At 65.1% G+C, this 26,521-nt stretch carries 21 protein-coding genes and 2 pseudogenes; 11 read left to right on the top strand and 12 right to left on the bottom strand.

Features of this window, described 5'->3' with window-relative positions; translation table 11 throughout:
• Window positions 1–38: 38 nt before the first annotated feature.
• The 10 genes from NE609_RS11375 to pduL form a co-directional block, all read right to left on the bottom strand.
• Entirely contained in the window at window positions 39–920 is an 882-nt protein-coding gene (locus NE609_RS11375) for an N-acetylneuraminate lyase (RefSeq protein ID WP_158595730.1), read from the bottom strand.
• Window positions 921–975: 55 nt separating this feature from the next.
• On the bottom strand, window positions 976–6,063 hold the full coding sequence (locus NE609_RS11370; protein WP_256152552.1) for an exo-alpha-sialidase: 5,088 nt from the start codon (window positions 6,061–6,063) through the stop codon (window positions 976–978).
• A gap of 36 nt (window positions 6,064–6,099) precedes the next feature.
• A complete protein-coding gene (locus NE609_RS11365) occupies window positions 6,100–6,972 on the bottom strand; it encodes a carbohydrate ABC transporter permease (protein ID WP_256152551.1) in 873 nt (290 codons plus the stop codon).
• Between the two features lie 12 nt (window positions 6,973–6,984).
• The gene (locus NE609_RS11360; protein ID WP_256152550.1) at window positions 6,985–7,965 is read right to left on the bottom strand and encodes an ABC transporter permease subunit; all 981 of its coding nucleotides are present in this window, start codon (window positions 7,963–7,965) and stop codon (window positions 6,985–6,987) included.
• A gap of 78 nt (window positions 7,966–8,043) precedes the next feature.
• A complete protein-coding gene (locus NE609_RS11355; protein ID WP_256152549.1) occupies window positions 8,044–9,615 on the bottom strand; it encodes an extracellular solute-binding protein in 1,572 nt (523 codons plus the stop codon).
• Window positions 9,616–9,857: 242 nt separating this feature from the next.
• Window positions 9,858–12,182 (bottom strand): helix-turn-helix domain-containing protein, encoded by a 2,325-nt coding sequence (locus NE609_RS11350; RefSeq protein WP_256152548.1) that lies wholly within the window; start codon window positions 12,180–12,182, stop codon window positions 9,858–9,860.
• Between the two features lie 21 nt (window positions 12,183–12,203).
• A complete protein-coding gene (locus tag NE609_RS11345) occupies window positions 12,204–13,268 on the bottom strand; it encodes a GntR family transcriptional regulator (protein ID WP_256152547.1) in 1,065 nt (354 codons plus the stop codon).
• A gap of 167 nt (window positions 13,269–13,435) precedes the next feature.
• Window positions 13,436–14,170 (bottom strand): DUF1638 domain-containing protein, encoded by a 735-nt coding sequence (locus NE609_RS11340; protein ID WP_256152546.1) that lies wholly within the window; start codon window positions 14,168–14,170, stop codon window positions 13,436–13,438.
• On the bottom strand, window positions 14,167–15,492 hold the full coding sequence (locus tag NE609_RS11335) for a sodium-dependent transporter (protein WP_243107424.1): 1,326 nt from the start codon (window positions 15,490–15,492) through the stop codon (window positions 14,167–14,169). Before NE609_RS11335 ends, NE609_RS11340 begins: the two co-directional genes overlap by 4 nt.
• 88 nt (window positions 15,493–15,580) lie before the next feature.
• Window positions 15,581–16,153, bottom strand: coding sequence for a phosphate propanoyltransferase (gene pduL, locus NE609_RS11330; RefSeq protein ID WP_101552550.1), 573 nt, complete (start codon window positions 16,151–16,153; stop codon window positions 15,581–15,583).
• Between the two features lie 150 nt (window positions 16,154–16,303).
• Here pduL and NE609_RS11325 point away from each other — a divergent pair, with 150 nt between their 5' ends.
• Window positions 16,304–16,864: a uracil-DNA glycosylase family protein gene (locus tag NE609_RS11325; RefSeq protein ID WP_121586570.1), complete on the top strand. Its 561-nt coding sequence runs from the start codon at window positions 16,304–16,306 to the stop codon at window positions 16,862–16,864.
• 183 nt (window positions 16,865–17,047) lie between these two features.
• Here the strand turns inward: NE609_RS11325 and NE609_RS11320 are convergent, their stop codons facing one another.
• Window positions 17,048–17,353 carry a helix-turn-helix domain-containing protein gene (locus NE609_RS11320; protein WP_256152545.1) on the bottom strand — a complete coding sequence of 102 codons (306 nt, stop codon included), beginning with the start codon at window positions 17,351–17,353 and terminating at the stop codon, window positions 17,048–17,050.
• A 119-nt stretch (window positions 17,354–17,472) separates the two neighbouring features.
• Here NE609_RS11320 and NE609_RS11315 point away from each other — a divergent pair, with 119 nt between their 5' ends.
• Window positions 17,473–17,631: a hypothetical protein gene (locus NE609_RS11315; protein WP_158595580.1), complete on the top strand. Its 159-nt coding sequence runs from the start codon at window positions 17,473–17,475 to the stop codon at window positions 17,629–17,631.
• Window positions 17,632–17,673: 42 nt separating this feature from the next.
• Here NE609_RS11315 and NE609_RS11310 read toward each other — a convergent pair whose 3' ends face one another.
• Window positions 17,674–18,429: an exodeoxyribonuclease III gene (locus NE609_RS11310; protein ID WP_256152544.1), complete on the bottom strand. Its 756-nt coding sequence runs from the start codon at window positions 18,427–18,429 to the stop codon at window positions 17,674–17,676.
• 115 nt (window positions 18,430–18,544) lie between these two features.
• Between NE609_RS11310 and NE609_RS11305 the strand changes: the two are divergent.
• From NE609_RS11305 to NE609_RS11265, 9 genes and pseudogenes are all read left to right on the top strand, one after another.
• Window positions 18,545–18,877: pseudogene (locus NE609_RS11305) on the top strand (GNAT family N-acetyltransferase); the annotation flags it as partial.
• 81 nt (window positions 18,878–18,958) lie between these two features.
• A complete protein-coding gene (locus NE609_RS11300) occupies window positions 18,959–19,504 on the top strand; it encodes a GNAT family N-acetyltransferase (RefSeq protein ID WP_353939252.1) in 546 nt (181 codons plus the stop codon).
• A gap of 182 nt (window positions 19,505–19,686) precedes the next feature.
• The gene (locus NE609_RS11295; protein ID WP_256152543.1) at window positions 19,687–20,562 is read left to right on the top strand and encodes a patatin family protein; all 876 of its coding nucleotides are present in this window, start codon (window positions 19,687–19,689) and stop codon (window positions 20,560–20,562) included.
• A complete protein-coding gene (locus tag NE609_RS11290) occupies window positions 20,546–20,812 on the top strand; it encodes a TfoX/Sxy family protein (protein WP_256152542.1) in 267 nt (88 codons plus the stop codon). The genes NE609_RS11295 and NE609_RS11290 overlap by 17 nt, the downstream gene beginning before the upstream one ends.
• Window positions 20,809–21,753, top strand: a complete 945-nt coding sequence (locus NE609_RS11285) for a ketopantoate reductase family protein (RefSeq protein WP_256152541.1) — start codon at window positions 20,809–20,811, stop codon at window positions 21,751–21,753. Before NE609_RS11290 ends, NE609_RS11285 begins: the two co-directional genes overlap by 4 nt.
• A 140-nt stretch (window positions 21,754–21,893) precedes the next feature.
• Window positions 21,894–22,451, top strand: a complete 558-nt coding sequence (locus tag NE609_RS11280; RefSeq protein ID WP_370867162.1) for a hydrolase — start codon at window positions 21,894–21,896, stop codon at window positions 22,449–22,451.
• A 310-nt stretch (window positions 22,452–22,761) separates the two neighbouring features.
• A complete protein-coding gene (locus tag NE609_RS11275; RefSeq protein WP_256152539.1) occupies window positions 22,762–23,937 on the top strand; it encodes a phosphopentomutase in 1,176 nt (391 codons plus the stop codon).
• 84 nt (window positions 23,938–24,021) lie between these two features.
• Window positions 24,022–25,344 carry a pyrimidine-nucleoside phosphorylase gene (locus NE609_RS11270; RefSeq protein WP_256152538.1) on the top strand — a complete coding sequence of 441 codons (1,323 nt, stop codon included), beginning with the start codon at window positions 24,022–24,024 and terminating at the stop codon, window positions 25,342–25,344.
• Between the two features lie 138 nt (window positions 25,345–25,482).
• Window positions 25,483–26,521: pseudogene (locus NE609_RS11265) on the top strand (hypothetical protein); the annotation flags it as partial.

The raw sequence follows: 26,521 nt of genomic DNA, 5'->3' as shown, positions 1-26,521 counted from the left end.
GGCTTAGCCTGCGGGCCCTTTTTGCGTCCCCGTCCGCCTCAGCGGGCGAGATGGGTCTCGTAGACGCGGCGCAGCTCCGCCTCCCCTTCGGGGGAGAGCGGGGAAAACGGGCGCCTGCATCCGTGGGATTCGATGCCGGAATATTCGAGCAGCTTTTTGACCGATGCGAACACCCCGTGGCGGCAGATGACTTCGATCGCCTCGTTCGCCCTGCGCTGGAAGGCGAGCGCCCGCGCGGGGTCGCCCGCGCGGAACCGGTCGTATACCCCGCGCACAAGCGGGAGCAGGCAGTTGTAGGTGCTGCCCACGCCCCCGTCCGCCCCCGCGGCGAGCCCGGACAGGAGCATCTCGTCAAAGCCGTTCCACACGGTGAGGCCGGGATTGCGGGCCTTGATCCGTTCGAGCTGAAACATGTCCGAGCTGGTGAATTTGATCCCGGCCAGCCGGGAGCTGGATTTGAGCCGTTCGAGGAAGGGTTCGGTCAGCGCGAACCCCGAGAGGTTCGGGAAGTTGTAGACGAACATCGGCAGTCCGCTCCCCGCCATGATCTCGAGGTAGTAGTCCTCGATCTCCCGCTGGGTGAACTTATAGTAGAAGGGGCTGATCGCGGAGACGGCGTCGGCACCCGCGGCCTCGGCGTGCTGCGCAAAGTCGACCGCCTGCCGGGTGGAGATCGCGCCCACGTGGGAGACGACCAGTTTTTCGCCGTTGTTCTCCTCGAGCACCGCCTCGAGAATCCCCTTGCGCTCCGATTCGGTCAGCAGGAAGGTCTCCGCCGTGCTGCCGCCCACGTAAAAGCCGTCGATCCCTTCCGCGATCAGGCGGCGCACCAGCTTTTTGAGTTCCCGGTAATTCACCTCCCCGGTCTCCGTGTAGGGGGTCACCAGCGCCGCGTGCAGGCCCGCGTATTCCTTTTTCATCATGTCGCATCCTTTTTGCCCGGGGCGGCTTTCGCCGCCCCGGGGGTGGGTTTTTTCAGGGCTGTTTCCGTTTCCATGCCAGTCCGGCGACCGCGGCGGCCGCGCAGGCCGCCAGCAGGAGCGCCAGCGCGGGCGCCGCAGGAGCCGCCGCCGGGGCGGCGGCATCCGGCGCGGGCCGCGCCTGCGGAACCGCCGCCTTGACCGCCGCGTCGGGCGCCGCCGTTTCGGGCGCCGCGGGAGGCGTGCCCCGCGCCGCGGCGGGCGCGTCGACCACGTGGACCGTACCGCCCGTGACGGGATTCACACGGCCCTGTGCGGACGCTTCTGGCAGGCTTTCGCCGCCCGTTTCCGCATAGAGCTCCGCGAGATCGCTTAGCAGGTAGAAGACCCTCCCCTTCTCGCGGGGCAGAACATCGCCGCCGTAGATCACGATGGGGCCGCCGGCGAAGTTTCCGCTGACGACCAGCGTCACGTCGCGTCCGCGCAGCGCGTCCAGCACCGAGCGGGGCATTTCGTCGAATTTGCCCGGGTTCGCTTTGACGACGTCGCCGTCCTTCGCGCGGCGGATGGCGTCCGCAAGCCTGCTCCAGTAGGCGTCCGCCTCGCCGCGGGGGGAACCGCCGCCGCCCGACCCGCCGCGTCCCGGTTTTCCGCCGGGAGTCGGCGGCGTATCGGCGGATCTCTTCTGTGCGAAGAGCCAGCCCGGCAGTTCCGGCTCGTTATAGGCGTTGAACCAGCAGCTGTGGCCCACGCCGGGATATTCGGTGTAGCGCGCCTCTCCGCCCGCCGCCCGCAGGGCCTCCGTCATTTCGCGGGAGCCGGCAACCGGCACGGTCGGGTCCGCGTCGCCGTGGAACGCCCAGACGGGCAGGTTTTTCAGGAGCGCCGCCTCCTCCGGGTCGCCCGCGCCGCAGATGGGAACCGCCGCGGCGAAGAGGTCCGGGCTGCGCATCGCCATGTCCCACACGCCGTAGCCGCCCATCGAAATCCCGACCAGGTAGAGCCGATCCCTGTCGACGCGGTAGTCGCCGCAGAGCTTTTCGAGCAGCTCCTCAACCGCCTGCATCGAGGCGCTCTCCGGGGTCTCCGACAGGTCGTAGGAGCCGTCCGTCCACGGGGTGTTCACCCACTGGCTGTCCGTACCGATCTGCGGGGCGACCATGATGCAGTCGTAGTCCGCATCCTGCCTGTCGAGGATCTTCTGGAAGACGCCCGCCTCGGCAAGCTGCTTTTCGTTGTCGGTCCCGCGCGCGCCCGCCCCGTGCAGGAAGAGGACGAGCGGGTAGGTCCTGTCCGCGCTGTAGTCCTCGGGCAGGATGAGCCGGTAGGGCAGCGTCGTCCCCGCCGAGTCGGTAAAGCTCCCGCGCGAGGCGGCCTCATCGGCGCTGCGCGCGCCCTTGAGCGCCAGAATCTCCCCGGCGGACAGGGCGTAGTTATAGAGGCGCACCTCGTCCATCGCACCCTTAAACTCCCGCGTAGCGCTGCCGTTATTTTTGCTCATGCCGATGCGCAGGATGTTCTCCCCGTTGACGTCGTACTGCCGGTCCTTCGGCTTGGAGGCGGAGAGCTTCCCATCGATGTAGATCTCCTGCGCCTGCGCGCGGTTGACGATCGCGAGATGGGTCCAGCGGTTGGCCCTGATCTTCTCCGCCGCGTTCAGCGTGGACTCCTCGGCGCCGTTCCCGATGTTGAACTGGAGGGTGCCGCTATTGAGGCGCACCCACCACTGTTTCGCGCCCGCCGTATATCCGCCGTACCAGAAGAGCAGCTTCTGATCGGTGAGATCGCTTGGCTTGACCCAGAGGGAGGCGGTGAATTCGCCCTCCCCGAAGTCCCCGCCCAGCGGCTCTTTGACGTCGAGGAAGCTCCCGCTGCCGCCGCAGGCGAGCCCGCTGCCGTACCGCCCGTCCGCGGTGATGGAGACGTTGCGCGCGGAGGCGCTGTTGCCCAGGCCCGAGAGGTCGGGGACCATGCCGCCCGAAAGTCGCTCCATGTCGTAGTGGAGGATCAGGGCGTCCTCCGGGACCTTCCCGTCCCGGAGGACGGTGAAGGTGTACCCGACGGTCCTGCCGCCCGCGCGGACTTCAACGGAGACCGGCGTGCGCAGGCCGGTAAGCTCCGCGCGGAAGCTGTCCCCCGAAAGGACCTCCCCGTTGACGGCGATTTCCGCCGCCCCGTCAAAGGGGACGAACCGGATGTCGAGCGCCGCCGTCCCCTCCGCCACACGCACCTGATAGTCGTTGACAAGCGGACTGAACGCCGGTTCAATCTCCGCCTGCGGCTCAAAGGAGACCGCCTTGAGGCTGGCCTTGTTGTCCGCCTCGAGCCAGTCGAGGGAAAAGCGCAGCAGCTTCAGGGTGAAATTTCCGCCCGGGGAGTTCTCCGCCAGCACGCAGACCGTGCCGTCCGCGTCCACCGTGATGTCGGAATACCCGCCGTCCTTTGCGAGGATGGTCCGCTTGGCGGACCAGGTCCTGCCGTCGTCATAGCTCGCCTTGACGGTGATGTTGGAGCGGGAGCTCGTGCTCTCGGCGTTGACAAAGAGGATGGTGCCGCTGTCGTAGCGCACGAGGCTGCCAAAGCAGGTGGGGTCGGGCAGCGCGTCGTCGAAGCGGGGCTCGCTCCAGCCGTCGTAGCCGTTGGGGCTTACGGTGATCGACCGCCGTTTGGCGGGAGAGACGTTGCGCATGTTGAGCATGACGCTGCCGTCGCTCAGCTCGACCGCCGTCGTCTCGTTGGGGTCGGACATCTCCCCGGTGGGATGGACCAGCTCGCCGAGCTGCCAGCTTCCGCCGGCGTCGGTGCTGTAAAGGGTGGTCACCACCGCCGGATGGTGGGACATGTCCGCCTCGCCCGACTCCTTGAGCACCAGCCAGACGGGCACGAGCAGCGTGCCGTCGCGCAACTCGATGCCGTGGCCGGGGCCGGTGGCGATGACGTTGCGGATCTCCGGGCTCGTCATGTCGGAGATCTCCTCCGGCTCGCTCCAGCTCACCCCGTCGTCGTCGCTGCGGCGGTAGAAGACGCCTCCGTTGGACGACTCCACGCCGTACATGACGCAGTAGAGCAGATGCACCGTGCCGTCCCGCGACGCGACCATGACGGGGTTATTCACCGTCTTGCCAGCCTGGGAACCCGCGGCGAGCATCTGCGATTCGCTCCAGGTGTTGCCGCCGTCGGTGCTGCGCTTCATCAGCACGTCCATCGGCGCCCAGTCGCCCGCGTTTTTGCGCGCCTCGGTGTAGGCGAGCAGCGTCCCGGCGGCGGTGGTCACGATGCCGGGGATGCGGAAGTGACCGTACCCCTCGGTGCCCGCCTGCCAGACGACGCTCTCCCCGAGCTTGTTGGAGGCCGGGTCGAAGGGGGTGGAGGCCGTCACCGACGGACCGTCGGAGCTGTAGCCGTTCGCATTGCCCGCCTCCACCTTGAAGAGGTAGGAGGTGCTCTCCTCGAGGCCGGTAAAGGTATAGGAGGCCGCCGCGCCGTCCACCTCCCCCGCCAGCTTCCCGTCGGCGTAAAGGCGGTAGCCGTCGACCGCCATCCGCGGGGCGTCCCACTCGACGGAAATCCGGTCGTCAAGCACCTCGGTGACCCGCAGTTTCTCCCGCTTGCTCCAGATCGGCACCGAGTCCGCCGGCACCTCGTAGGCGAGGGTCACATATTCGAGGAACGCCTCGGTCGGCCGTCCGGGCGTGCCCTGGCTCCAAAACTGGATCAGGTCGCCGTTCTTGTCCTTCTGCAGTGTGATGTCGCACTTGTAGTCGTCGTCGATGTAGAGCTTGGCGGTGGGGTTGTCGCTCTTCTCGACCTCAAAGCGGTAGACATGCCAGTCGTTCCCCGCCTCAAAGGAATAATGGCCGCCCCAGGTGCTCCCGCCGCCGCAGAAGCGCAGTTCCGTCTCCTCGATGCTGAACATGAGGCGGTAGGTGTCGTCGATCGCGATTTTGCTGGCGAGGGTGCTCTTGTTCGAAGTCACTTCGCCCGTGCCGAACTGCCCCACGCGCGCCTTGAATTCCAGCACATGCTTCTGCGGGACTGCGGTCTCGAGGCCGATGATCGAGTTCGGCTGGTTCGTGCTGGCCAGCCGGAGCGCCGGCCCGTCGGTGACCTCGACCGTGCCGCTTGAAGACCACGCGTACTCCTTTCCGAAGTCGGCGAAATGCTCGTCCACATATTTGAAGAGCTCCCCGGATTCCTGCGGCGCGCCGCCGCCCGTCACCCGCAGGTACTCCACGCCCGCGACCGACGGGCTGTCCGCCGTCCCGTTCACCCAGAATTCGAGGACGGGTTCATTGCCGTCCTCCTGGAAGGCGATCTCCGTTATTTGGCGGTCGTCCACATAGAGCTTCGCAGAGGGGGTCTCCCCGGTCCGGTCCACCTTGAACCGGTAGGTATGCCAGTCGGTGCCCGCCGCAAAAGCGGAGGAACCGGCCCACGTCCCCTCCGGCGTGCAGTACCGGAGCTGATCCTCGTTGATCTTGAACATCAGCCGCCTTCCCCCCAGTGCCAGCTTGAAGGAAAGGTTGGCGCTGCCGGAGGTGTATTGCTCCACCCGGGCCCTGAATTCCACCGTGTAGCGGTCGGCGTCCAAGGTGCGGAACAGCTGCGCCTGAACGTTTACGCCCGTCACGCCGGTCAGCAGGAGGCCTCCCTCCGGCCCCACCGCCGCGTTGCCGGCGAACGACCACTCCCCGGCCAGACCGTCGGGGGAAAAGCTCTCGTCGAGCAGTGTCTCCCCGGAAACAGCCGCGTTCCGGGCGCGCACCGCCGAGGCGGCGACGAACCCTTCCGGCAGCGCGTCCGGATCGACGGGCGCGTCCGGGTCAACGGGCGCGTCCGGGTCAACGGGCGCGTCCGGGTCGACGGGCGCGTCCGGGTTGACGGGCGCGTCCGGGTCAACGGGCGCGTCCGGGTTGACGGGCGCGTCCGGGTCGACGGGCGTGTCCGGGTCGACGGGCGCGTCCGGGTCGGTGGGCGCGTCCGGGTCGGCGGGCGCGCCCGGAACCGCGGAATCCGCGGATTCGGACTGCGCGGGCGGCGCGGGGAGGTCCTCCTGCGCCCACACCGGCCCGGCGCCCATGGTGCAGACCATGAGCGCCGCAAGCAGCAGGGACAGCCCTTTTTTCATCCTTTTCTCTCTCATACTCGGTTCTCCTTCTCTCCTCACGCGTTTACATGCTTACTCTTTCACGCTTCCGACAAGGAAGCCCTTGGCAAAGTATTTCTGTACGAAGGGGTAGATGCAGAGGATGGGGACGACGCTGACGATGATGACCGCGCATTTGACCGTCTCTGCCGGGGGCATGTTGGCCAGCGGCAGGGCGAGGTCGGAACCGCTCGCGTTGAGGATGATGCCGCGCATGATGTTTTGCAGCGGCAGCTTGGCGTTGTCCACGATGAACAGCGAGGAATAGAACCACTCGTTCCAGTGCCAAACGGCGTACATCATCCCCACCGTCGCGATCGACGGCAGGCTCAGCGGCAGCACGATCCGCCGGAAGAGCTGGAACTGGTTGCAGCCGTCAATCATGGCGGCCTCCTCCAGGCCGGGCGGGAGCTGCTGGTAGAACGCCTTCATGATGAAGATGTACACCGAATTGATTGCGAAGGGCAGGATCATCGACCAGAAGCTGTCGTAGAGCCCCACCCCCTTCACGAGCAGAAAGAGCGGCACGAGCGGCACCGGGAAGACGATCGCCACATTGATCAGCGCGATGACCAGCCTGCGGCCGGGCAGGTCGTTTTTCGAGAGCGCGTAAGCCATCGTGCAGGTGAAAAACAGCTGGGTGGCGGTGCCCGCGGCCACGCGCATAATGGTGACGCCATAGGCGTTGAAGATGCTCGATCCCTTGGAGAGGATCATCCTGTAGGCCGCCGTGTCGAACACCTCGGGGATCAGGATAAAGGTCCCCCGGCGGGAAATTTCGTCCTGCGACAGGAAGGACTGCATGAGGACGATGAACATCGGCAGCAAAAAGCAGATGCAGAGCAGGACCAGCAGGGTGATGTTGACCACTGTAAAGACTTTTTCGCCCGTGCTCTTGCAGGCCATACGATCGCTCCTTTACGAATACATATTCTGCTGGCCCATCTTGTTGGCGATAAAGTTGGTGACCATGACCAGCATAAACCCGATCACCGATTTGAAGAGGTTGACGGCGGTGGCATAGGAATACCGGAACTCGGTGAGCCCCGCCCGGTAGACGTAGGTGTCGAGGATGTCGCTCACCTTGTAGACGCTGGGCGAATAGAGCAGCAGCGTCTCCTCCCAGCCCTCGTTCATAATGACGCCGATGCGCATGATAAACATGATCGTAATCGCAAAGCTGATGCAGGGCAGGGTGATCCTCGTGATCTGCTTGAGCTTTCCGGCGCCGTCGAGCGCGGCCGCCTCGTAGAGCTGCGGGTCGATGCCGGACATCGCGGCGATATACACGATCGAGCTCCAGCCGATATTCTTCCACGCGATGGCCCCCAGCAGGATCTGCCGGAACCAGTGCACGTCGGTGACATAGTAGCTCGGGACGCCGCCGAAGTGCGCCACAATGGCGGGGACGATTCCCCCGTTGGTGGAAAAGAGGGTGAACACAAGCCCCGCAAGCACGACGTTGGAAACGAAATAGGGCATGTAGGACACCGTCTGCACAAAGGTCTTGAAAAATTTGCTGCGCACCTCGTTGAGGAGCAGCGCCAGCAGGATGGGCAGGGTGAATTCGACGAGCAGGCGCAGGACCGCCAGAATCACCGTGTTGCCGAACACGTTCCAGAAGTAATAGGAATTCAAAAACTCCCGAAAGTGCCGAAACCCCACCCATTCGCCGGTGAACATCGCCGACAGCCCCTCGAAGGGGGCCAGGTCCTTAAAGGCGATCATATACCCCGCGAGCGGGATATACCGGAAAACCAGAAAATACAGGAGTCCGGGCAGCAGGAACAGGTATAACATCTTGTATTTCCACATCTTTGCGGGCAGCCCCCGCCTTGCGGGGACGCCGCCCTTTTTCCCCGCGGCGGGGCGCGGCAGTACCGCCGACTGATTTCGCACGCTGATCCCTCCCATAGCCGGGAAGGCGGCGGGGGCCCGCGCCCCCTTCCGTCTCCCGCGGGCCGGCTTTCCGGCCGTCTATTTTACCTGTTCAAAATACATCTCGGTGTAGGCGTCGATCCAGTCCTGCATGCCCGCGTCGTAGAGCTCCTGCACGAACTGGTCGTACTCTTCGATCGGGCGGGTTCCCATGATGAAGTTGATCGTCTCCTCCTCGAGCATCCTCGAGATGTCCGAGGCGCCGGGGACTCTGGACTTGATGACCGCCGGGTCGTAGACGATGCCCGAATCAAACGGGATCTTGCCGCGCTTGAGGTCGGTGTGCTCGTTGGTCAGATATTCCTGGTGACGGGCCTGCTGGGGGTTGTCGCCCGAGACGGCGGTCTCCATCGGGAGCCCGATCGCAAAGGCGTATTCCGCGTAGTACCCGGTCTTTTCGCCGATCGTCTCGTAGATGTGGGCGTCCTTGTCCTTCCATTTCCAGAACATCCCCTCGGGGCCGTACCAGGTGACCATATGGTTGGCGGGATCGCTGTAGATGAAGTTGAGCATGTCGATGACCGCCTCGGGATGCTCGCACTTGGCGGAGATGAGCGCGCCGGTGGTGGAGGCGGGCATGGCGGTCTCCGCCTTGCCGGACGGTCCCTCGAGTCCGTCGTGCTGGTAGTCGTAATTCGCCTCGGGGAAGGTCTTTTGCAGGTCGTAGAGGGAGAGGGTGATGTTGGAGTACCACACCGCCGCGGAGCCGACCTTGCCCTGCTTGACGATCTCGCGGATCTTATCCTTGCTCAGCGAGGCGAATTCGGGATACATGTAGCCCTTCGTGTACCACTCGTTCATCTTGGCGAGGAAATCCTTGAAGCCGGGCTGCAGCTCGGCGGGCTTGATCTTGTTGTCGGTGGGGTCGAGCCAGTTGCTGTAGCCATACTCGGTGAACGCGCCGAGGAAGGAGTTGTGCAACCCCTTGGAGGAGTGCTTGCCCGCGATGTCCGCCAGCAGCGGGATGGTGCCCTCGCCGCCCGTGCCGTTCTCCTTGAAGGTGCGAAGGACGTTGTCCAGTTCATCGATCGTCTTGGGCATCTCCAGGTTTTCCTTCTCCAGCCAGTCAGTCCGGATCCAAGTCGGGTTGCCGAGGTTGGGCGTGCTGCGCGGCACGCCGTAGATGTTCCCCTCCTTGTCGGTCATGGCCTTCCACGCCTCTTCCGGCCACGCCTTCACGATGTCCTGTCCCTTGCCGTCAAGGTAGCTGTTGATCGGGACGATGACCTTTTTGCTCGCGTATTCCGACCAGTCCCCCCAGAAGAGGTCGACCTGGTCGCCGCCGGCGAGCAGGAGGTTGAGCTTTTCCGTTTCGTTGCCCGCGGGCGGCACGATCACCTGAACGTCGTAGCCGGTGTTTTCCAGCATCCACTGGTGGATCTGCTCCATGATCGCGGGGTCGGCGCCCGCCTCGGAGCCCGCGCCCGCGATCGAGCCGCTGTTGTTGTAGACGACGATCTTGACAGGGGACTGGGCGCCTTCTTCCGCCGGGGCGCCGGGGGCGGCGCTGCCCTCATCGGGCGCGGGAGCGGGGCTGTCGCCGCCGCAGCCGGTCAGGCTGCCCGCCAGCATCATCGCGGCGATGGCGGCTGCAAGAATCCTTCTCTTCATTTCTCTTTTCCTCCCATTTCATTGAAGTCGGTTTTCGCGCGGCCGGGTCCCGGCCACACCCCGAGTATAAAAAGGAAGCCGCTATTTTGAAAGGGCGGCATTTTGACTAATTCCATCAAAAAACCTACAAAGTCAAAAATGAATAGATAAAAATGCTATATTTATCGTTTTCTCCACGAAAATTTTGTCCAATATATGTAAAACCGCCCCGCCGCTTACGCGGCGGGGCGGTTTTACGGCGCCTACCGGCCCTGGTTCATCCTGCGGTAATCGCCGGGGGTCACCCCCGTGGCGTCCTTGAAGACCTTGATGAAATAGTTGATGTTGGAATAGCCGAGCCGTTCGCAGACCTCCTTGATCTTGAGGTTGCTCCCCGTGAGCAGCTCCTTTGCCTTTTCCACCCGCATCCCGGTCAGGTAGTCCATGAACTTGACGCCCGTCTCCTTTTTGAAAATCCGGCTGACGTAGGCGGGGTTGAGGTTGAGCTGCTGCGCGACCGATTCCAACGTGGTGTTCTGGCTGCAGTCCGCGCGGATGATCGCCAGGACCTGCTCCACACGCGCGTCGCTTTTTTTGGTGGCGAGGGTGCCCAGGCAGTCGGCCGTGGCCGTGAGCACCCCGTCGAACCACTTGAGCGCCGCGCCGATCCCGTCGAGCCGGAGCAGCTCGTCGTAAAGGTTCCGAGTGTCCCCGTACACCCTGCCGGGCGGCACGCCCGCCGCGTTGACGAGCTTGACGACGCTGGTGAGCACGTCCATGTAAAGGCTTTGCACCTGCCGGTATTCGAGCGGGTCGTTCTCCTGCATGAGCTCCTTGAGCAGCTCCCGGAAGGCCCGGCAGGCCTTCTCCCCCTCCCCCGACTGGAGCGCGTCGAGGATCTTGTCAATGCGATCCTGGCTGTAGCGGAGGACCCCCTTTTCTCCGGCGGGCGCGTCCGCGAAGAGCACGCCGTCCTCATCCGAAAGTTCCCGGCGCAGCAGGGCGCGTTCAGCCTCCAGATAGGCCCGGCGCAGCTCTCCCACCTCGCCGATCTGTCCGCTGAGCACGACGGTGCAGGGGATCTGCGCCGCGCGCGCCAGCTCCCGGCGCATCCCCTCGAGCTTGTCCATCAGCTGCGCGGTATCGCCCTCCGCCGCGTTGAGCAGCGCGACCACCTTTCCGTCCTCCATCTCCGCCAGTTCAAACGGGTAGGGGCGGAGATTGTCCAGCAGGTAGCTGAGCAGCAGGTCCTTTTTGATGCTCAGCGGGCCGAACCGGTCCCCCTCCTCCAGCGCGTCGTAGGAAAAGAGCACAATCCGCAGGCTACGGTCGTCCAGCCCGATGTTCAGCAGCTTGAACTGCCGCCGCACCTCCTCCTCCGAGTAGTCATTGCGGCGCAGCAGGGAGATCAAAAAACGCCGCCGGTGCACCGGCAGGCTGTTCTGCAGGCGTTCGACAAGGTCCATCTCATTCATCTTGAGTTCCTCAAAGACGCCGGCCAGCCCGTCGAATTCGTTTTTCCAACCCGATTTCCGGGGGCTTTCCCCCACGATCTCCATCAGCCTCTCGATGGGGGAATACAGCCTGCGGGAGGCGACCGCTGCCGCCAGGATCACGCAGGCCGTCACTCCCGCGAGGCTCAGCAGGAACACCATCTGCAGCGCCTCGACCCCCTGGTAGAGCTGCTGGACGTCCGAGACCATGACAAAGTTCCAGCCGAGCTTGTCCGACTCGAGATAACTCAGCAGGTAGCGTTTCCTGCCAAGCTTCCCCGAATCCCAGTGGTACTGCCCGTCCCTGAACGCGTCGACGCGCTCCCTTTGGATCATCTGCTGCAGTTCCGGATACCGGTAATCCTTCAGCAGGAGCTCCCCCTCCCCCGAATAGGCGAAGAGGCTGTCGGTCCCCTTCCGCTCGATCTTCAGCACAATCTGGTCATAGAACTTGCGCGCGTCAATGTTGACCGCCATGAGGTTCATCTCGTTGTAGTAGGAGCGGAAAACGAGCGTGATCACCTGCTGGTTTCCCTTATAGGGAAAATCGACCGTCCGCGTGTCCATGACCGCCGGGGAGATGAAGGCCTGGTCCGCGTAGCCGAACCACTCCTTGTCGAAGAAATCCGCCATGCCGTACTGCAGGCCCGCCGACGAGTAGACAAGCCCCTTGCCCGAATCGCAGAAGTAGATCGAGTCGATAAAGGCGTTCGTCAGTTCAAAGCTCCGGAGCTGTTCAAGCATCCGCGCCTTTGCCTCGAGGTAGCGGGCGGTCCCCCGGAGGTTTTCCCCGACCTCAAGGGAGGAGATCAGCTTCTCCATGCCCTTGCCGTCGGTAAACGTCTCAAAGGTTTTGAAGGAGGAGTCGAGGATCGTCTGCCTTCCGCTGTCCTCGATCTGGCTGAAGACCACCTCCATCGCGTTGAGGGTCTGGCCCAGATAGTTCTGGCTGAACAGCGCCATCTGCCGGGACATGTTCTGCCGGGCGTTCCCAAAGAGGATCGCCCCGAGCACCAGCGGCGGGATGGTTGCGATCACGAGCAGGCAGCAGGTCAGCCGGACGAAATACCGGCCTCCCCCGCGCGGCAGTTTCATACTCCACACACCCCTTCCGTTTCACCCGGGCGTACTCTCCCGGACGATCAGGGAGGGCTCGACCACCACCGACCGCCGCCGGGCGGATTCGTCCCCCTCCGTCATGGCGCAGATGAGCTCCGCCGCCCGCCGCCCGACCTCGTATGTCCGGAAGTCCACCGTCGTCAGCTTGGGGCGGAAGCTCTCGCAGAGGGGCGTGTTGTCGTATCCGACCACCGCGAGCTCCCGCCCGACCTTCCGGCCCAGCCGGGCGGCGGCGTCGTAGACGACGCAGGCGGCCGCGTCGTTGAAGCAGAAAACCCCGTCCGCCCGGCGCTGCAGCAGGCGGGTCACCGCCCTTAACGCGTTCTCGGGCTCGCCGGGCGCGCAGGCGAAGCTCACCAGCGACGGGTCCTGCTCCAGCCCGTTCTCCGCGAGCGCCGCCAGATAGCCCTGGTACCGCTCGGCCGAGGTCTGGTAGATGGGCGGGGAGACATAGGCGATCCGCCGCCGTCCCGTGCTCACGAGGTGGCGCACCGCCAGCTTTCCTCCGAGGAAATTGTCCGACTTGACGACCGGCGCCTGGATGCCGGGGACCTCCCGGTTGCAGAGCACCAGCGGCACCCTTCGTTCGAGGATCCGCATGAGCGGTCGCAGGTCCGTGCCCTCGTAGACCGCGGGGATCAGGATGATGCCGTCCGTCCCGCCCTCCAAAAACCGCTCGAGGCAGGCGGTCTGCCGCCGCACGCTGTTGTCGGTGTTGCTGAGGATCACGTCGATCCCCCGGCCGCCCGCCGTGTCCTGGATCCCGCGGATGATCCCCGGATAGGTGTCGTGCTGAATGTCGGGGATGACCACCGCCCACCTGCGCCCGCCCTCCGCATGGCGCGCGGCGGGCAGCCGTCCCGTCGTATAGGTGCCGCTTTTGTCGCGGGCGTAGAGCAGTCCCTCGCCGATCAGCTCGGAGACCGCGCGCTCGACCGTGGTGCGGTTGACCCCGAAGCGCTCCGCCAGCGCCGCGCGGGAGGGCAGTCTCTGCCCGGGCTGAGAGCCGGCGAGCTCCTCTATGAGCAGTTCCTTGACATGGTCGTACAGCCGTCTCTCCATGATCTGTCCCCCTCAACAATATCTAAACGGTCTAGATTTGAGAAAAGTCTACCATCCTTCCCGCGCGCCTGTCAATCCATCCGCGGACCGGTTTGTGGCATCTCACAATCCCGCGGGGCCGCTTTTGTGAGGAAACGAAAAAGGAGGCCGCCGGGCGGCCTCCTTTTTTATTCCGCTTTTACGATATCCTCCTGCCAGCTCGGCGCGACTGCCCTCCCGGGCGGGCAGAGGAGAAACCGCGTTTCGTCCCACGCCCCCGCGAGCAGCGCGTCGAGCAGCCCGGCTCCCCCGGGGACCGCCTCGAACCGCCACCCATATTCTACGGCCGCCTCCCGCGCGCGGCGGGCGTGCGCCGGGCTCGGGCAGGCGGGCGGATCGATGTAGATGCAGGTGTCATAGGCCGAGATCCACGCGTTCTCCTGCTCGAGCAGCCACGCGGCGTTGTCGGCGCCGTAGCGTTCGGCATACTCCCGCAGCTTCGCGTCGTACCAGGTGCGGGAGGGGGTCTTCGCAAAGTCGAGCCAGCCGGGCGTGTACCAGTAGATGCCGCCCCGGCTGTGGAAGTAGTCGAGGTAGCGCCGCTGGGAGCCGATCAGGACGCCGATGCAGTCGTCGGTGCGGGGCAGCACGAGGGGCAGCCTCCCGGCGCGCACCCCCGCAAGCCCGCCGCCGCACAGCCCGTAGCAGAGCACAATCGCGTCGAGCCGCCCATCGGGCGGAGCCTGCGCGTCGGCGCGCTCGATCTCCGTGAGGGTTTCCGTAAGGCGGCGGCGCAGCTCGTCGGGCGTGTCGTGCAGGCCCTGCGGGAGCCAGTGAAGCTCCACGGCGTTCGGGCTTTTTTCGGCCGCGGCCGAAAGCTCCCGGCGGAACACCTCGCAGGCGACCGCCGCCAGGCGCGTCATCCGATGCCGCCGTAGGCGACGCCGAGCACCACCACCGCGGCGGCGAGGAAGACGTAGACGTATTTGGCGAGGAAGTCGAAGCCGCGCACGAGCGGTTTTTTCCTGCCGGTGGTCAGCTCCTTTTTGATGGCGGGCAGGCCGAGCACCCAGTAGATCATCACCGCGCCGAGCACCGCGCCGACCGGCACGATATAGATCGTGATCACGTCCATCCAGCTGCCGGTGTAGGGCTCGTACTCGATGAAGAGGCCGACCGCGAAGACGGCCGCGCCGGTCAGCAGCACGGCCGGGGTGCGTCCGAGCCCAAACTGCCGCTGGACCGCCTCGGAGCAGACCTCCAGCATGTTGATGAGGGAGGTGACCCCGGCAAAGAGCACCGACAGAAAGAAGAGCACCGCGAAAAGCCGCCCGGCGGGCATCTGCGCGAAGACCTTGGGCAGCGTGATGAAGATGAGGGGCGGGCCCGCCTGCGGGTCGAGGCCGAAGGCGAAGACCGCCGGGATGACCGCCATGCCCGCGACGAGCGCGGCGGCGGTGTCGAGCAGGGCGGTGAGCGCCGAGGCATGGGGGATATCCTCCGTTTTGGAGAGGTAGCTCCCGTAGATGATCATCCCCGAGCCGGTGATCGACAGGGAGAAGAACGCCTGTCCCATCGCCATGACCCAGGTGGTGGGATTGAGGAGCGCCTCCCACTGGGGGATGAAGAGGTATTTGTAGCCCTCCGACGCGCCATCCAAAAAGCCGACGCGCACGGCGATCACGATGAAGAGGAGGAAGAAGGCGGGCATCATAACCTTGTTGACCTTTTCGATCCCCTTGATGATGCCGCTGACGAGGAAGAGCACAGTCAGCAGCACGACCGCCAAATGCCACGGCACGCTGCCGAACCGTCCGGTCGCCTGCGAAAAATAGGCGTCCGACGCGGTGGAGAAGAGCTCCCCGGTGGCCGCGCCCGCCATCGAGCGCAGCACCCAGCCGACGATGACCGCGTAGCCGATGGCGATGCCGAGCGACCCGAGCAGCGGGAACGCGCCGAGCAGCCTGCCGCCCCGTTTGCCGCGCGAACGCATCGCGTAGTCGTAGGAGCCGACCGGGCCGGTCCCGGTGAGCCGTCCGAGCGCGAATTCGCCCGACAGCCCCACAAGGCCGAAGAGTGCCACAAAGAGGAAATAGGGGATCAGAAACGCCGCGCCGCCGTATTTCCCCAACCGGTAGGGGAACATCCAGATGTTCCCCATGCCGATCGCCGAGCCGACCGACGCCAGGATGAACCCCAGACGGGTGCCAAAGGTGCCGTTCGGATTTTTGTTTGGTGCATCCATCTCATACCCTCCGATCATTCTGTTTTTCCCCGGGCGGGACAGAAAAAACCGCGGCAGGGGTCCTGCCGCGGTTTTCGGCTGCGAAATCTTACTTGACGACCTCGCCCCAGACCTCGCCGGAGCAGCCGGCCGCGTTGGCCTCGTCGGTGTCGATGTGCATCGCCGGGCGGAAGCTCGGGCTGACGCGGATGACCACGTCGCCGAAAACGAGCGCGCGGCCGGGGTTGTCGATCTTGACCGAAACGATCTCCTTGTCCTTGACGCCGATCTTCTCGGCGGTCTCGGGATCGAGGTGGACGTGGCGCTTGGCCGCGATGACGCCCTGCTTGAGCTCCACCTCGCCGCACGGGCCCACCAGCTTGCAGGGGGCGCTGTTCTCCACGTCGCCCGACTCGCGGACGGGCGGGGTGACGCCGAGCGTGCGCGCGTCGGTCAGCGCGATCTCCACCTGGGTGGAGGGGCGGCAGGGGCCGATGATCGACATGTTCAGCGTCTTCTTGGGGCCTACCACGTCGACGCGCTCCTCGCAGGCGTACTGTCCCGGCTGGGAGAGCTCTTTCTTATAGTGCAGCTTGGCGCCTTTGCCGAACAGCGTCTCGAGGTCCTCCTCGGTGACGTGCAGATGGCGCGCCGAAGTCTCAACGATAAATCTTTCAGACATTGACGGTTCCTCCATTTTGTGTAATTTTTTTACCGTATTCATTTTACGCCCTGCGGCGTTTTTTTTCAAGTAGCTTTGTTGCTGATTTCCGCTTCAATCTGTGCTATAATAGATACACTTTGCATATTCTGCCGCATGGGAGGGTCCGGAATGTATGAGAACTTCGACGAGCTGCGCGAGGCCGCGCTCGCCTGCCGCAACTGCAAACTCGCCGAGACGCGCCGCAACGTCGTCTTCGGCGCCGGCAACCCCGCCGCCAAGCTGATGTTTATCGGCGAGGGACCCGGTGAAAACGAGGACCTCCAGGGGGAGCCGTTCGTCGGGCGGGGCGGACAGCTGCTCGACCGGATGCTTTCCCATGTGGGCCTTTCGCGCGAGCGGGACGTCTACATCGCCAACATGGTCAAATGCCGTCCGCCCAAAAACCGCGACCCCGAGCGCGACGAGCTGGACGCCTGCATGGGCTGGCTGCGCAACCAGGTGCGCCTCATCCGCCCCAAAATCATCGTCTGCCTCGGGCGGGTCGCCGGCTGCGCGCTCATCGACCCGGGCTTTAAGGTCACCCGCCAGCACGGCGAGTTCTTCGAAAAGAACGGCACCGTCATGATGGGCACCTTCCACCCCGCCGCGCTGCTGCGCAATCCCGCCAACACCCCCGGCGCCCTCGACGACTTCGTCCGCCTGCGCGAGAAGTACGACGAGCTCACTTAGGGGAACGAGGGGACGAGGAACGGGGGGACGGGTGGTTTGTTAATTAGGGGAACTTTCGGGAAAGTTCCCCTGAAACCCCTCAAAGCTCTTGGTTCAGGCAAAGCGCCGCCCCCTCCCTCCGCCGCGCCCCGTGGCGGAGAGAAAAAGGCGGCCGCCCGGGGGGGGGGCCGCTTTTTCTTTCATTCAGCAGAGGACCTTGATTAAGGCAAGCAGGACTTTTCGCTTTTCCGGGGCGAGGGCGTCCCAGCAGGACAGCAGCTCACGCTGCTCCCCGGTGAGGTCGGACGGCAGGCTGTCCTCCGCGAGGAACTGGGAGACCGTCATCCCAAAGGCCCGGCAGATCGCTTCGAGCGTCGGGATGGTGGGGACGTTTCCCTTCCGGTAGAGCGAATTGATGGTGGACTGGCTGAGATGCGCCTGCTCCGCGAGATGGTTTTCGCTCCAGCCGCGTTCCTCCTGCAGCCGGCGGATCTTCCCGAGGATGTCCATCCAACCCCTCCTTCTGTGCTTATGCGTTAATATTATTACGATTAGGCGTTGAAATCTTTAATAATTAGACGTATAATATTAACGATCAGTCGTTAATGTGCACAGAGGGAGCGAACTTTATGCCTGACTATAAGGAGTTGTATTTTTCCCTCGTTCGGAAAACGGCTGCCGCCGCCGACGCGCTGGAAATCCTGAGCCTGCTGGTCGGCGAACAGGCGGAGCACCTGAAAAAGGAACTGGAACGAATCGAAGAGCTCTTTCCGCCCGACGAAATGTAAAGCGGCCGCCAGATGGCGGCCCCGTTGTCGTTCCCGCGAAGATTATTGGTAGAGGTCGCGCTCCACGGGGCAGTGGTCGCTGCCGAATATTTCCGCGCGGATCCTGCTGTCGCGGATTTCTCCGCGCAGGCGTTCGGAGACGAGGAAATAGTCGATGCGCCAGCCCGCGTTGTTGGCGCGCGCGTGGTACATGTAGGACCACCAGGAATAGGCGCCCACCGCGTCGGGGTAGAGGGCGCGGAAGCTGTCGACAAAGCCGCTGGCGAGCAGCTCGGTGAGCTTTTGGCGTTCCTCGTCGGTAAAGCCCGCGTTGCCCCGGTTGGGCTTGGGATTCTTCAGGTCGATCTCCTCGTGCGCCACGTTGAGATCGCCGCAGATGACGACCGGTTTTTTCGCGTCGAGCGCCGTCACATAGGCGCGGAAGGCATCCTCCCACTCCATGCGGTAGTCGAGCCGGGTCAGCTCCCGCTGGGCGTTGGGGGTGTAGACGGTGACGAGGTAGAAGTCCTCGAATTCGAGGGTGATGGCGCGGCCCTCGCTGTCCTGCTCGGGGAGCCCGATGCCGTAGACCGCCGAGAGGGGCGGGATCCGGGTGAACACCGCCGTGCCGGAATAGCCCTTGCGCACCGCGCTGTTCCAGTACTGCTCGTAGCCGGGCAGATCGAGGTCGGCCTGGCCGGGCTGCATCTTCGTCTCCTGCAGGCAGAAGACGTCCGCGTTTTCCGCGTTGAAAAAGTCGAGGAAGCCCTTGCCCAGGCAGGCGCGCAGGCCGTTGACGTTCCAGGAGATCAGTTTCATATGGCAAAGTCCTTTCGGGGAATTTCTTTCCCCCAGCATAACAGAATCCGCGGTAAAACGCAATTTACTTTGGCTGGAAAATCTGTTATGATAGTCTACCGAAAGAGGTGTCGCAATGGAGATTTTTGAAGTGCGCGGGGAACGGGAACGCTACCGGGACCTGCTGCTGTTCGCGGACCCCTCGTGGGAGATGGTCATGCGCTATCTGCCGCACGGGTTCATGCTCGCGGCGCGGGAGGGGGACGCCGTCCTCGGCGAGATCGTGACGGTGCCGGCCGCGGGCGGCTGGGAGATCAAAAACCTCGCCGTCGCCGAGCCCTTCCACCGCCGGGGGATCGGCGGCGCGCTGGTGCGCGCGGCGATCGCGCGGCTGCCGGACGGCGCCGCGGTGTGGGTCGGCACGGGCGACTTCCCCTCCTCGGTCGGGTTTTACGAGTCCTGCGGATTTAAACGCAGCCATGTCGTCAAGAATTTCTTTACCGACCACTACCCCGAGCCGATTTATGAAGGGGACTGTCAACTCGTCGACATGCTTTACCTCACGCAGGTGAAGGGGGAACGCGCCGCAGAAGGCTATGAGACGGGGATTGCGGGCTGCCGCATCCGCTTCGCCGGCATCGGCGACCTGCCGCTCATCCTCGACTTTATCAAAAAGCTCGCGGAATACGAGGGGATGCTCGGCGAGGTGGTCGCCACGGAGGACCTGCTGCGCGAATGGATTTTTGAAAAGCAAAAGGCGGAGGTGCTGATCGCGGAAAAGGACGGGGCTCCCGCCGGGTTCGCACTCTTCTTCCACAACTTCTCCACCTTCCTCGGGCGCGCGGGGCTCTACCTGGAGGACCTCTTCGTACTGCCCGCGCTGCGCGGCGCCGGCATCGGGAAGGCCCTGCTCGCGCGGCTGGCGGCGCTCGCCGTCGAACGCGGCTGCGGCAGGGTCGAATGGTGGTGCCTCGACTGGAACAAGCCCTCGATCGGGTTTTACCGTTCGCTCGGCGCGCAGGCGATGGACGACTGGACCGTCTACCGCCTGACGGGGGACGCGATGAAGGCGCTCGCGGAGACGGCGGACGGCTGACGCGGGGCGCGTGCATAACACAGGGAGGCGGAAAACCGTGCGGCAAAGCCGCACGCGCGCGAAAGCGCCGCTTTCGCGCGGGCGCCCCATCGGGGCGCCGTTTTCCGCCCGGGGCGGTCCCGGCGCGGCGGACGGCGGCGCGGGGCGGAGAATCAGTTCCACATGCGGGGAGGCAGAGTGTGATGAAGATCGGACTGGTCCTGGAGGGCGGCGGCATGCGCGGGCTCTATACGAACGGCGTGCTCGACTGCCTGATGGACAACCATTTTGAGGCGGACTACGTGATCGGCGTGTCCGCGGGCGCGTGCAGCGGGGTCAGCTACGTGTCGGGACAGCGCGGGCGCAGCTACCGGGTCAATACCGGCTACGTGGACGACAAGCGGTATGTGGGCTTTGAGAGCCTTGTTAAAACCAAATCGATGTTCGGAATGGATTTCATCTTCGACGAGATCCCGAATCATCTCGACCCCTTCGACTACGAGGCGTTTCTCGCTTCGCCGATGGAATTTGTCACCGGTGTGACCGACGCGGATACCGGCAGGCCGGTCTACTTCACCAAGGAGGCCGTCCGGCCGGGGGACAGCACCCTGCTGCGCGCCTCCTCGTCGATTCCGGTGTTTTCGCCCGTTGTGGAATTCATGGGGGGACGCTACCTCGACGGCGGCACCTCCGACCCGATCCCGGTGCAGAAGGCGCTGGACGACGGCTGCGACCGGGTGGTCGTGGTGCTGACCCGCGACCGCTCCTACGAGAAATCGCCCGAGGGCATCCGCCCCGTCTACCGGCATATCTTCCACGACTCGCCGGGCATGGTGCGCACCCTCGACACCCGCCACGAGGTCTATAACCGGGAGCTCGACAAGGTGCGGCGGCTCGAGCGGGAGGGCAGGGCGATCGTGATCGCGCCCGACCTGCCCGTGACGATCGGGCGGTTTGAGAAGGATATGAAAAAGCTGGAGGACCTCTATAAGACGGGGATGCTCGACGCACAGCTCGCGATGCCCCGCCTGCAAAAGTGGGTTCAGGAAAGGAGCGCGGAAGATGGCAAAGCTGAGTGATCTGCAAAATATCGGGAAGGTGCTGGAGGCGCGGCTTGTCGAAGCGGGGGTGGACACGCCCGAAACGCTGCGGGAGCTGGGCAGCCGCGAGGCGCTCGTCCGCCTGCGCGAAGCTGACCCGGGCGCGTGCGTCCGGGAGCTCTACGCGCTCGAGGGCGCGATCCGCGGCATCAAGGACACCGCCCTGCCCGAAGAGGTGAAGGCGGAGCTGAGGGCCTTTCACAAATCGCTCGGGAGGGCGGGGGAATGAAGTATCTGGTGATCGGCGCGGGCGGCACTGGCGGCTGTATCGGCGGGTACCTGGCCGATGCGGGCCGCGACGTGACGCTGATCGCGCGCGGCAAGCACCTGGAGGCGATCCGAAGGGACGGGCTGGTCCTGCACGGCACCCGGCGCGGGGAGCTGCGGGTGCGGGTCCCCGCCTGCACCGCCGGGGAATTTACCGGGCGCGCGGACGTGATCTTTGTCTGCGTCAAGGGCTACTCGGTGGAGGAGATTCTGCCGCTTGTCGAACGCGCGTCGGATGAGCGGACCGTCGTGATCCCCATCCTGAACGTCCTGGGCACCGGGGAGCGGATGGCCGCCCGGCTGCCCGGCCGCACGGTGACGGACGGCTGCATCTACATTGTGGGCTACATCTCTTCGCCCGGGGAGATCACCCAGTCGGGGGAGGTCTTCCGGATCGTCTACGGCGAGCGGGAGGGGAACGCCCACGCGGTGCGCCTCCAGGAGATCGCCGAGGAGCTGCGCGGCGCGGACATCGACGCGCTGGTGTCGGACGACATCCGCCGCGACGCCTTCCGCAAATTCATGCTCGTCTCCCCGATGGCGGCGGCGGGCGCTTATTTCGACCTGCCGATGGGCGGCCTGCAGGCGCCGGGGGAACCGCGTGAATTCTTCAAATCGCTCGTGGGGGAGCTCGCGGCCATCGCGGACGCCAAGGGCTACCGCTATCCCGTGGATATGCTCGCCGACGGCCTGCGCCGCATCGACGGCATGAGCCCCGACACGACCGCCTCCATGCAGAAGGATCTCAAAAAGGGCGGCGCGAGCGAGCTCGACGGGCTCATCCTCGAGCCGGTGCGCATGGCCCGCGCGCTTGGGCTTCCCGCCCCGAGCTACGAGCGGGCGGCGGACCGCCTGGGGGAACTTTCGAGAAAGTTCCCCCAGGACCCCCTTCAAAGCGTTTGATTCAGGCGACCGCGCCCGCGCCGTCATGGGCGCGCTCCGTGAGGAGGGCGGGGAGGGGTTCGCCGCGTAAGAAAGCGGCTTGCCGTTTTTTTCCGCGCGGAGTATAATGGGGAAAAAACGGAAAGGAAGTCTGTGTTATGATCCCGACGATGGAAGAGGCGCAGGCCCTGCTCGAAAAGTACAACAAGGAGACGTTCCACCTGCGTCACGCGGCGATCGTCAGCGGCGTGATGGGGTATTTCGCCAAGGAGTACGACCCCGACCGCGTGGAGTACTGGAAGGTGGTCGGCCTGCTGCACGACCTCGACTTTGAAGCGTACCCGGAGCAGCACTGCGTCAAATCGCAGGAGCTGATGCGCGAAGAGGGCCTCGACGAGGGGATCATCCGCTCCACGGCGAGCCACGGCTACGGGCTCTGCTGCGACATCAAGCCGGAGCACGTCATGGAGAAGATCCTCTTCGCCACCGACGAGCTCACCGGGCTGATCGGCGCGGCGGCGATCATGCGCCCCTCCAAAAGCGTCGTCGACCTCGAGACCAAATCGGTGAAAAAGAAGTTTAAGGACAAGAAATTCGCGGCGGGCTGCTCACGCGAGGTTATCTCGCAGGGCGCGGAGATGCTCGGCTGGGAGCTCGACGAGCTCATCGAGCGGACGATCCTCGCCATGCGCGGCCTGATGGACACAATGGATATCTGAACCGCCCGGGCGATGGGAGACAGCCTTCGGGCCCGCGGAAACCGCCCTTGAAGATGGCCGGAAACGGGAGACCGTTTTCGGCCATCTTTCCTTGTGCGGCGGGCCGCGGTGTGGTAAAATGGGGACAGGAATCAGGCGGCCCGGCGCGGCCCTCCATCCCCGGTATCCGCCGGCGGGAGGGCGCGGCAGGGCGGAAAACCCAAATCCGCGCAGGCGGGATTTGTCCCGCGCGCCGCGCGGGCGGCGCGCGGGGCGCGCCGGTTTTCCGCCCGGCAAGCGCGGCGGCCGCCTTGGAAAGGTGGGAAAAACAATGGCAAAACGGGTGTTTTTGATCGTGCTGGACAGCGTGGGCATCGGCGAGGAACCGGACGCGGCCGCCTACGGCGACGAGGGCAGCAACACGCTGCGCGCCTGCTGGCAGTCGGGAAAGCTCTCGGTGCCCAATCTGCAAAGACTGGGGCTCTATAACATCGAGGGGGTCGGCTGCGGCGAGGCGGTGGAGCGGCCGCTCGGGGCCTTCGCGCGCATGCGCGAGTCGTCCGCCGGAAAGGACACGACGATCGGCCACTGGGAGATCGCGGGCATCATCTCCCCCAAGCCGATGCCGACCTACCCCGACGGCTTCCCCTCCGAGATCATCCGCGAATACGAACGGCTGACGGGGCGGGGGGTGCTCTGCAACAGGCCCTATTCGGGCACGCAGGTCATCCACGACTTCGGCCGCGAGCATGAGGAGACGGGCGCGCTCATCGTCTACACGAGCGCGGACAGCGTCTTCCAGGTCGCGGCGCATGAGCGCGTCGTGCCGGTCAAGCAGCTCTATGAGTACTGCGAGGCGGCCCGCAAGCTGCTCCAGGGCGAGCACGGGGTGGGCCGCGTCATCGCGCGCCCCTTCGAGGGCAGCTGGCCCGATTACAGGCGCACCTCCAACCGGCACGACTTTTCGCTGACCCCGCCGCGCGACACCATCCTCGACAAGCTGCGGGCGGCCGGCCTCGATACGATCGGCGTCGGCAAGATCTACGACATCTTCGCGGGCAAGGGGATTTCCCAGACCAGCCGCATCCAAAATAACGAGGACGGCATGGAGCAGACGATCGCCTGGGCGAAGAAGGAGTTCCACGGGCTCTGCTTTGTGAACCTCGTCGATTTTGACATGGTCTACGGGCACCGCAACGACGTGCCGGGGTATACGGCGGCGCTCAACCGCTTCGACGAGCAGCTGGGCGAGCTGCTGCCCCTGCTGCGGGAGGACGACGTGCTGATGATCACGGCCGACCACGGCTGCGACCCTTCCACCCCCTCGACCGACCATTCGCGCGAATACGTGCCGCTGCTCCTCTATGGGAAGGAGATCGCGGCGGGACGGGACCTCGGCACCCGCCCGACCTTCGCGGACACGGGCGAGACGGCGGCGGCGCTGCTGGGCGTCGACGCGGGCTGCGACGGCGAATCGCTCTGCCCGCTGGTCCTCGCGAGGAGCTGACCGCGCGGACGCGAAAACGGGATACCACCGGGGGCCGCCGTACGGTTTGGGCCCCGATAACCTGAACGAACAAGGAGGAGCAACATGCGCATTTACGACGTGATCATGAAAAAACGCAACGGCGGGACCCTCTCGGACGAGGAGATCGCCTTTTTCATCGACGGCTACACGGCCGGCCGCATCCCCGATTACCAGGCCTCCGCCCTGCTGATGGCGATCTGGTTCAAAGGCATGGACGAACACGAGACCGCCGTGCTCACCGACTGCATGGCGCGGTCGGGCGACATGGTGGACCTCTCCGCGATCCCCGGGATCAAGGTGGACAAGCACAGCACCGGCGGCGTCGGCGACAAGACGACGCTGATCGTCGCGCCCGTCGTGGCGGCGTGCGGCGCGCCGGTCGCCAAGATGAGCGGGCGCGGGCTGGGGCACACGGGCGGCACAATCGACAAGCTCGAATCGATCCCGGGCTTCTGCACCTCGGTCGAGCGGGAGCGGTTTTTCCAGATCGTGCGGGACGCCGGGCTCTCGGTCATCGGCCAGACGGGCAACATCGCGCCCGCGGACAAGAAGATCTACGCGCTGCGCGACGTGACGGCCACGGTGGACAGCCTGCCGCTCATCGCCTCGTCGATCATGAGCAAAAAGCTCGCGGCGGGCTCCGACGCGATTGTGCTTGACGTCAAGACGGGCAGCGGCGCGTTCATGAAGTCGCTCGACGATTCGATCGGGCTCGCGCAGGCGATGGTGTCGATCGGCGAGCACAACGGCCGCCGCACCATCGCGCTCATCACCGATATGGACCTCCCCCTCGGCCACGCGATCGGAAACTCGCTGGAGGTCATCGAGGCGGTGGACACGCTGCGCGGGCGGGGTCCGGCGGACCTCACCGAGGTCTGCCTCCAGCTCGCCTCCAACATGCTCGTGCTGGCGGGCAAGGGGGAGCTCGCCGCCTGCCGCGCGATGGCGGAGGAGGCGCTCCGAAGCGGCGCGGCCTTCGGGAAGCTGCGGGCGATGGTCGCCGCGCAGGGCGGCGACGTGTCGGTGCTCGACGACACCGATAAATTCGCCAAGGCGCCGGTCGTGCACGAGGTGCTCTCCCCGGCGGACGGCTACATCTCCCACATGCAGACCGAGCTGTGCGGCATCGCGTCGGTGGCGCTCGGCGCGGGCCGCGCCAGCAAGGAGGACGCGATCGACCTGTCGGCGGGCATCCTGCTCCTCAAGAAGACGGGCGACGCGGTGAAAAAGGGCGAGCCCATCGCGCGGCTGCTGACCTCCCGGCAGGAGCTGGTCCCCGAAGGGGAGCGCCTGCTTCTGGAGGCGGTCACCTTCTCCGACGCGCGGCCCGCGCCCGAAAAGCTGGTGCTCGCGCGCGTCACCAAGGACGCGGTGGAAAAATTCTGACCGACGCGGCATAACGGCGCCCGCCTCCCCGGCTGACCGGCTGGGGAGGCGGGTTTTTCATGCGCACGGGAATTTTGGAGGGACGCCGGTCCCTTTTCGGCCTCCCCGGTGGTTATAGAGGGAAAGGAGAGGATTGAAATGAAGAAGGCTCTTGTTTTATGCGTCGCGCTCGCCCTTCTGGCGGGGTGCGCGCGGGAACCGGCCGCGGCTCCGCAGCCGCAGAGCGCGGCGGAGAGCTCCGCCGTTTCCGCCGAACCGTCTGAATCGGCCGAACCGGCCGAACCGGCCGAACCGGCCGCCCCCGACCTATCGGACTACCCGGCCCTGACCGAACGGTATGTGGACCGTCTGCTCGCCTCCGGGGCGGCGGGACGCACCTGGTCGACGCCCTTCAACATCGGCGCGGACGCGCTGGTGGACTACTACGCCCTGCACTGCATGGAGGACCTCGGCGAGCAGGCGCCCGCTGAATTCCCGGCCGGGGAGGTCGAGGAATACATCGGACGGTACTTCGACGTCGACCCCGCCTCGTGTATGCGCATCCACGTCCGCTACGACGAGGCGGCCAACGCCTACCGCTTCGAGGGGCTGGGCGCGACCTGCACCGCGCAGGTGAATAAGGCCTCCCTCGAGGACGGCCTTTTGACGCTCGATTACGACGTCTACAGTCCCCGGGAGGACGGCACCGTCATCTGGAGCGGCACGGTCAAAATCCGGCTCTCCCCCGACGGCGGCTGGAAGTACGAGGAGAACGAGATGCGCTACCCGCTCTATCCCGTCGGTGGGGACGGACAGACGCGGGAGCAGCTCGCGGAAACCTACGTCTACCCGATGATCCCCAGCGGCAGGCTCCTGCAATACGACTGGAGCTCGCCCGGGGAGATGGAGGCCGACCACCTCTTCTTCTATCTCTGCTTCAATAACCTTTTGGGGATGGAGAAGGATTTCGAGGGCTGCTTCGCGCCGGGCGCGACCGCTCCCGCCGCCGAGGTGGAGGCGGCGATCCGGGAGTATTTCGACGTGCCCGTGGAATACCTGCGCACCTCCCAGTTCTACCGCGCCGACGGGGACTGCTACGAGATGATCGGCGGCTTCGGCGGGGGCGGATGGCAGTCCGTCCTGGACTATGCGGAGCAGGACGGCGTGATCGAGCTTGCGGTGGGGGGGGGGGGGGGGG

Origin of the sequence: Anaerotruncus sp. DFI.9.16, from assembly GCF_024461615.1 — a bacterium.
GTDB classification, from domain to species: Bacteria; Bacillota; Clostridia; order Oscillospirales; family Ruminococcaceae; genus Anaerotruncus; species Anaerotruncus massiliensis.
This window is presented reverse-complemented; position numbering and strand designations above follow the sequence as displayed.

Excerpts from the sequence above, each read along its gene's own strand:
- NE609_RS11290 (WP_256152542.1), top strand. The coding sequence starts at position 20,546 with ATGGCAAAGCTGAGTGATCTGCAAAATATCGGGAAGGTGCTGGAGGCG.
- NE609_RS11375 (WP_158595730.1), bottom strand. The coding sequence starts at position 920 with ATGAAAAAGGAATACGCGGGCCTGCACGCGGCGCTGGTGACCCCCTAC.
- NE609_RS11365 (WP_256152551.1), bottom strand. The coding sequence starts at position 6,972 with ATGGCCTGCAAGAGCACGGGCGAAAAAGTCTTTACAGTGGTCAACATC.
- NE609_RS11275 (WP_256152539.1), top strand. The coding sequence starts at position 22,762 with ATGGCAAAACGGGTGTTTTTGATCGTGCTGGACAGCGTGGGCATCGGC.
- NE609_RS11300 (WP_353939252.1), top strand. The coding sequence starts at position 18,959 with ATGCTTTACCTCACGCAGGTGAAGGGGGAACGCGCCGCAGAAGGCTAT.
- NE609_RS11325 (WP_121586570.1), top strand. The coding sequence starts at position 16,304 with ATGTATGAGAACTTCGACGAGCTGCGCGAGGCCGCGCTCGCCTGCCGC.
- NE609_RS11355 (WP_256152549.1), bottom strand. The coding sequence starts at position 9,615 with ATGAAGAGAAGGATTCTTGCAGCCGCCATCGCCGCGATGATGCTGGCG.
- NE609_RS11340 (WP_256152546.1), bottom strand. The coding sequence starts at position 14,170 with ATGACGCGCCTGGCGGCGGTCGCCTGCGAGGTGTTCCGCCGGGAGCTT.
- NE609_RS11295 (WP_256152543.1), top strand. The coding sequence starts at position 19,687 with ATGAAGATCGGACTGGTCCTGGAGGGCGGCGGCATGCGCGGGCTCTAT.
- NE609_RS11345 (WP_256152547.1), bottom strand. The coding sequence starts at position 13,268 with ATGGAGAGACGGCTGTACGACCATGTCAAGGAACTGCTCATAGAGGAG.
- NE609_RS11320 (WP_256152545.1), bottom strand. The coding sequence starts at position 17,353 with ATGGACATCCTCGGGAAGATCCGCCGGCTGCAGGAGGAACGCGGCTGG.
- NE609_RS11370 (WP_256152552.1), bottom strand. The coding sequence starts at position 6,063 with ATGAGAGAGAAAAGGATGAAAAAAGGGCTGTCCCTGCTGCTTGCGGCG.
- pduL (WP_101552550.1), bottom strand. The coding sequence starts at position 16,153 with ATGTCTGAAAGATTTATCGTTGAGACTTCGGCGCGCCATCTGCACGTC.
- NE609_RS11285 (WP_256152541.1), top strand. The coding sequence starts at position 20,809 with ATGAAGTATCTGGTGATCGGCGCGGGCGGCACTGGCGGCTGTATCGGC.
- NE609_RS11315 (WP_158595580.1), top strand. The coding sequence starts at position 17,473 with ATGCCTGACTATAAGGAGTTGTATTTTTCCCTCGTTCGGAAAACGGCT.
- NE609_RS11350 (WP_256152548.1), bottom strand. The coding sequence starts at position 12,182 with ATGAAACTGCCGCGCGGGGGAGGCCGGTATTTCGTCCGGCTGACCTGC.
- NE609_RS11335 (WP_243107424.1), bottom strand. The coding sequence starts at position 15,492 with ATGGATGCACCAAACAAAAATCCGAACGGCACCTTTGGCACCCGTCTG.
- NE609_RS11310 (WP_256152544.1), bottom strand. The coding sequence starts at position 18,429 with ATGAAACTGATCTCCTGGAACGTCAACGGCCTGCGCGCCTGCCTGGGC.
- NE609_RS11270 (WP_256152538.1), top strand. The coding sequence starts at position 24,022 with ATGCGCATTTACGACGTGATCATGAAAAAACGCAACGGCGGGACCCTC.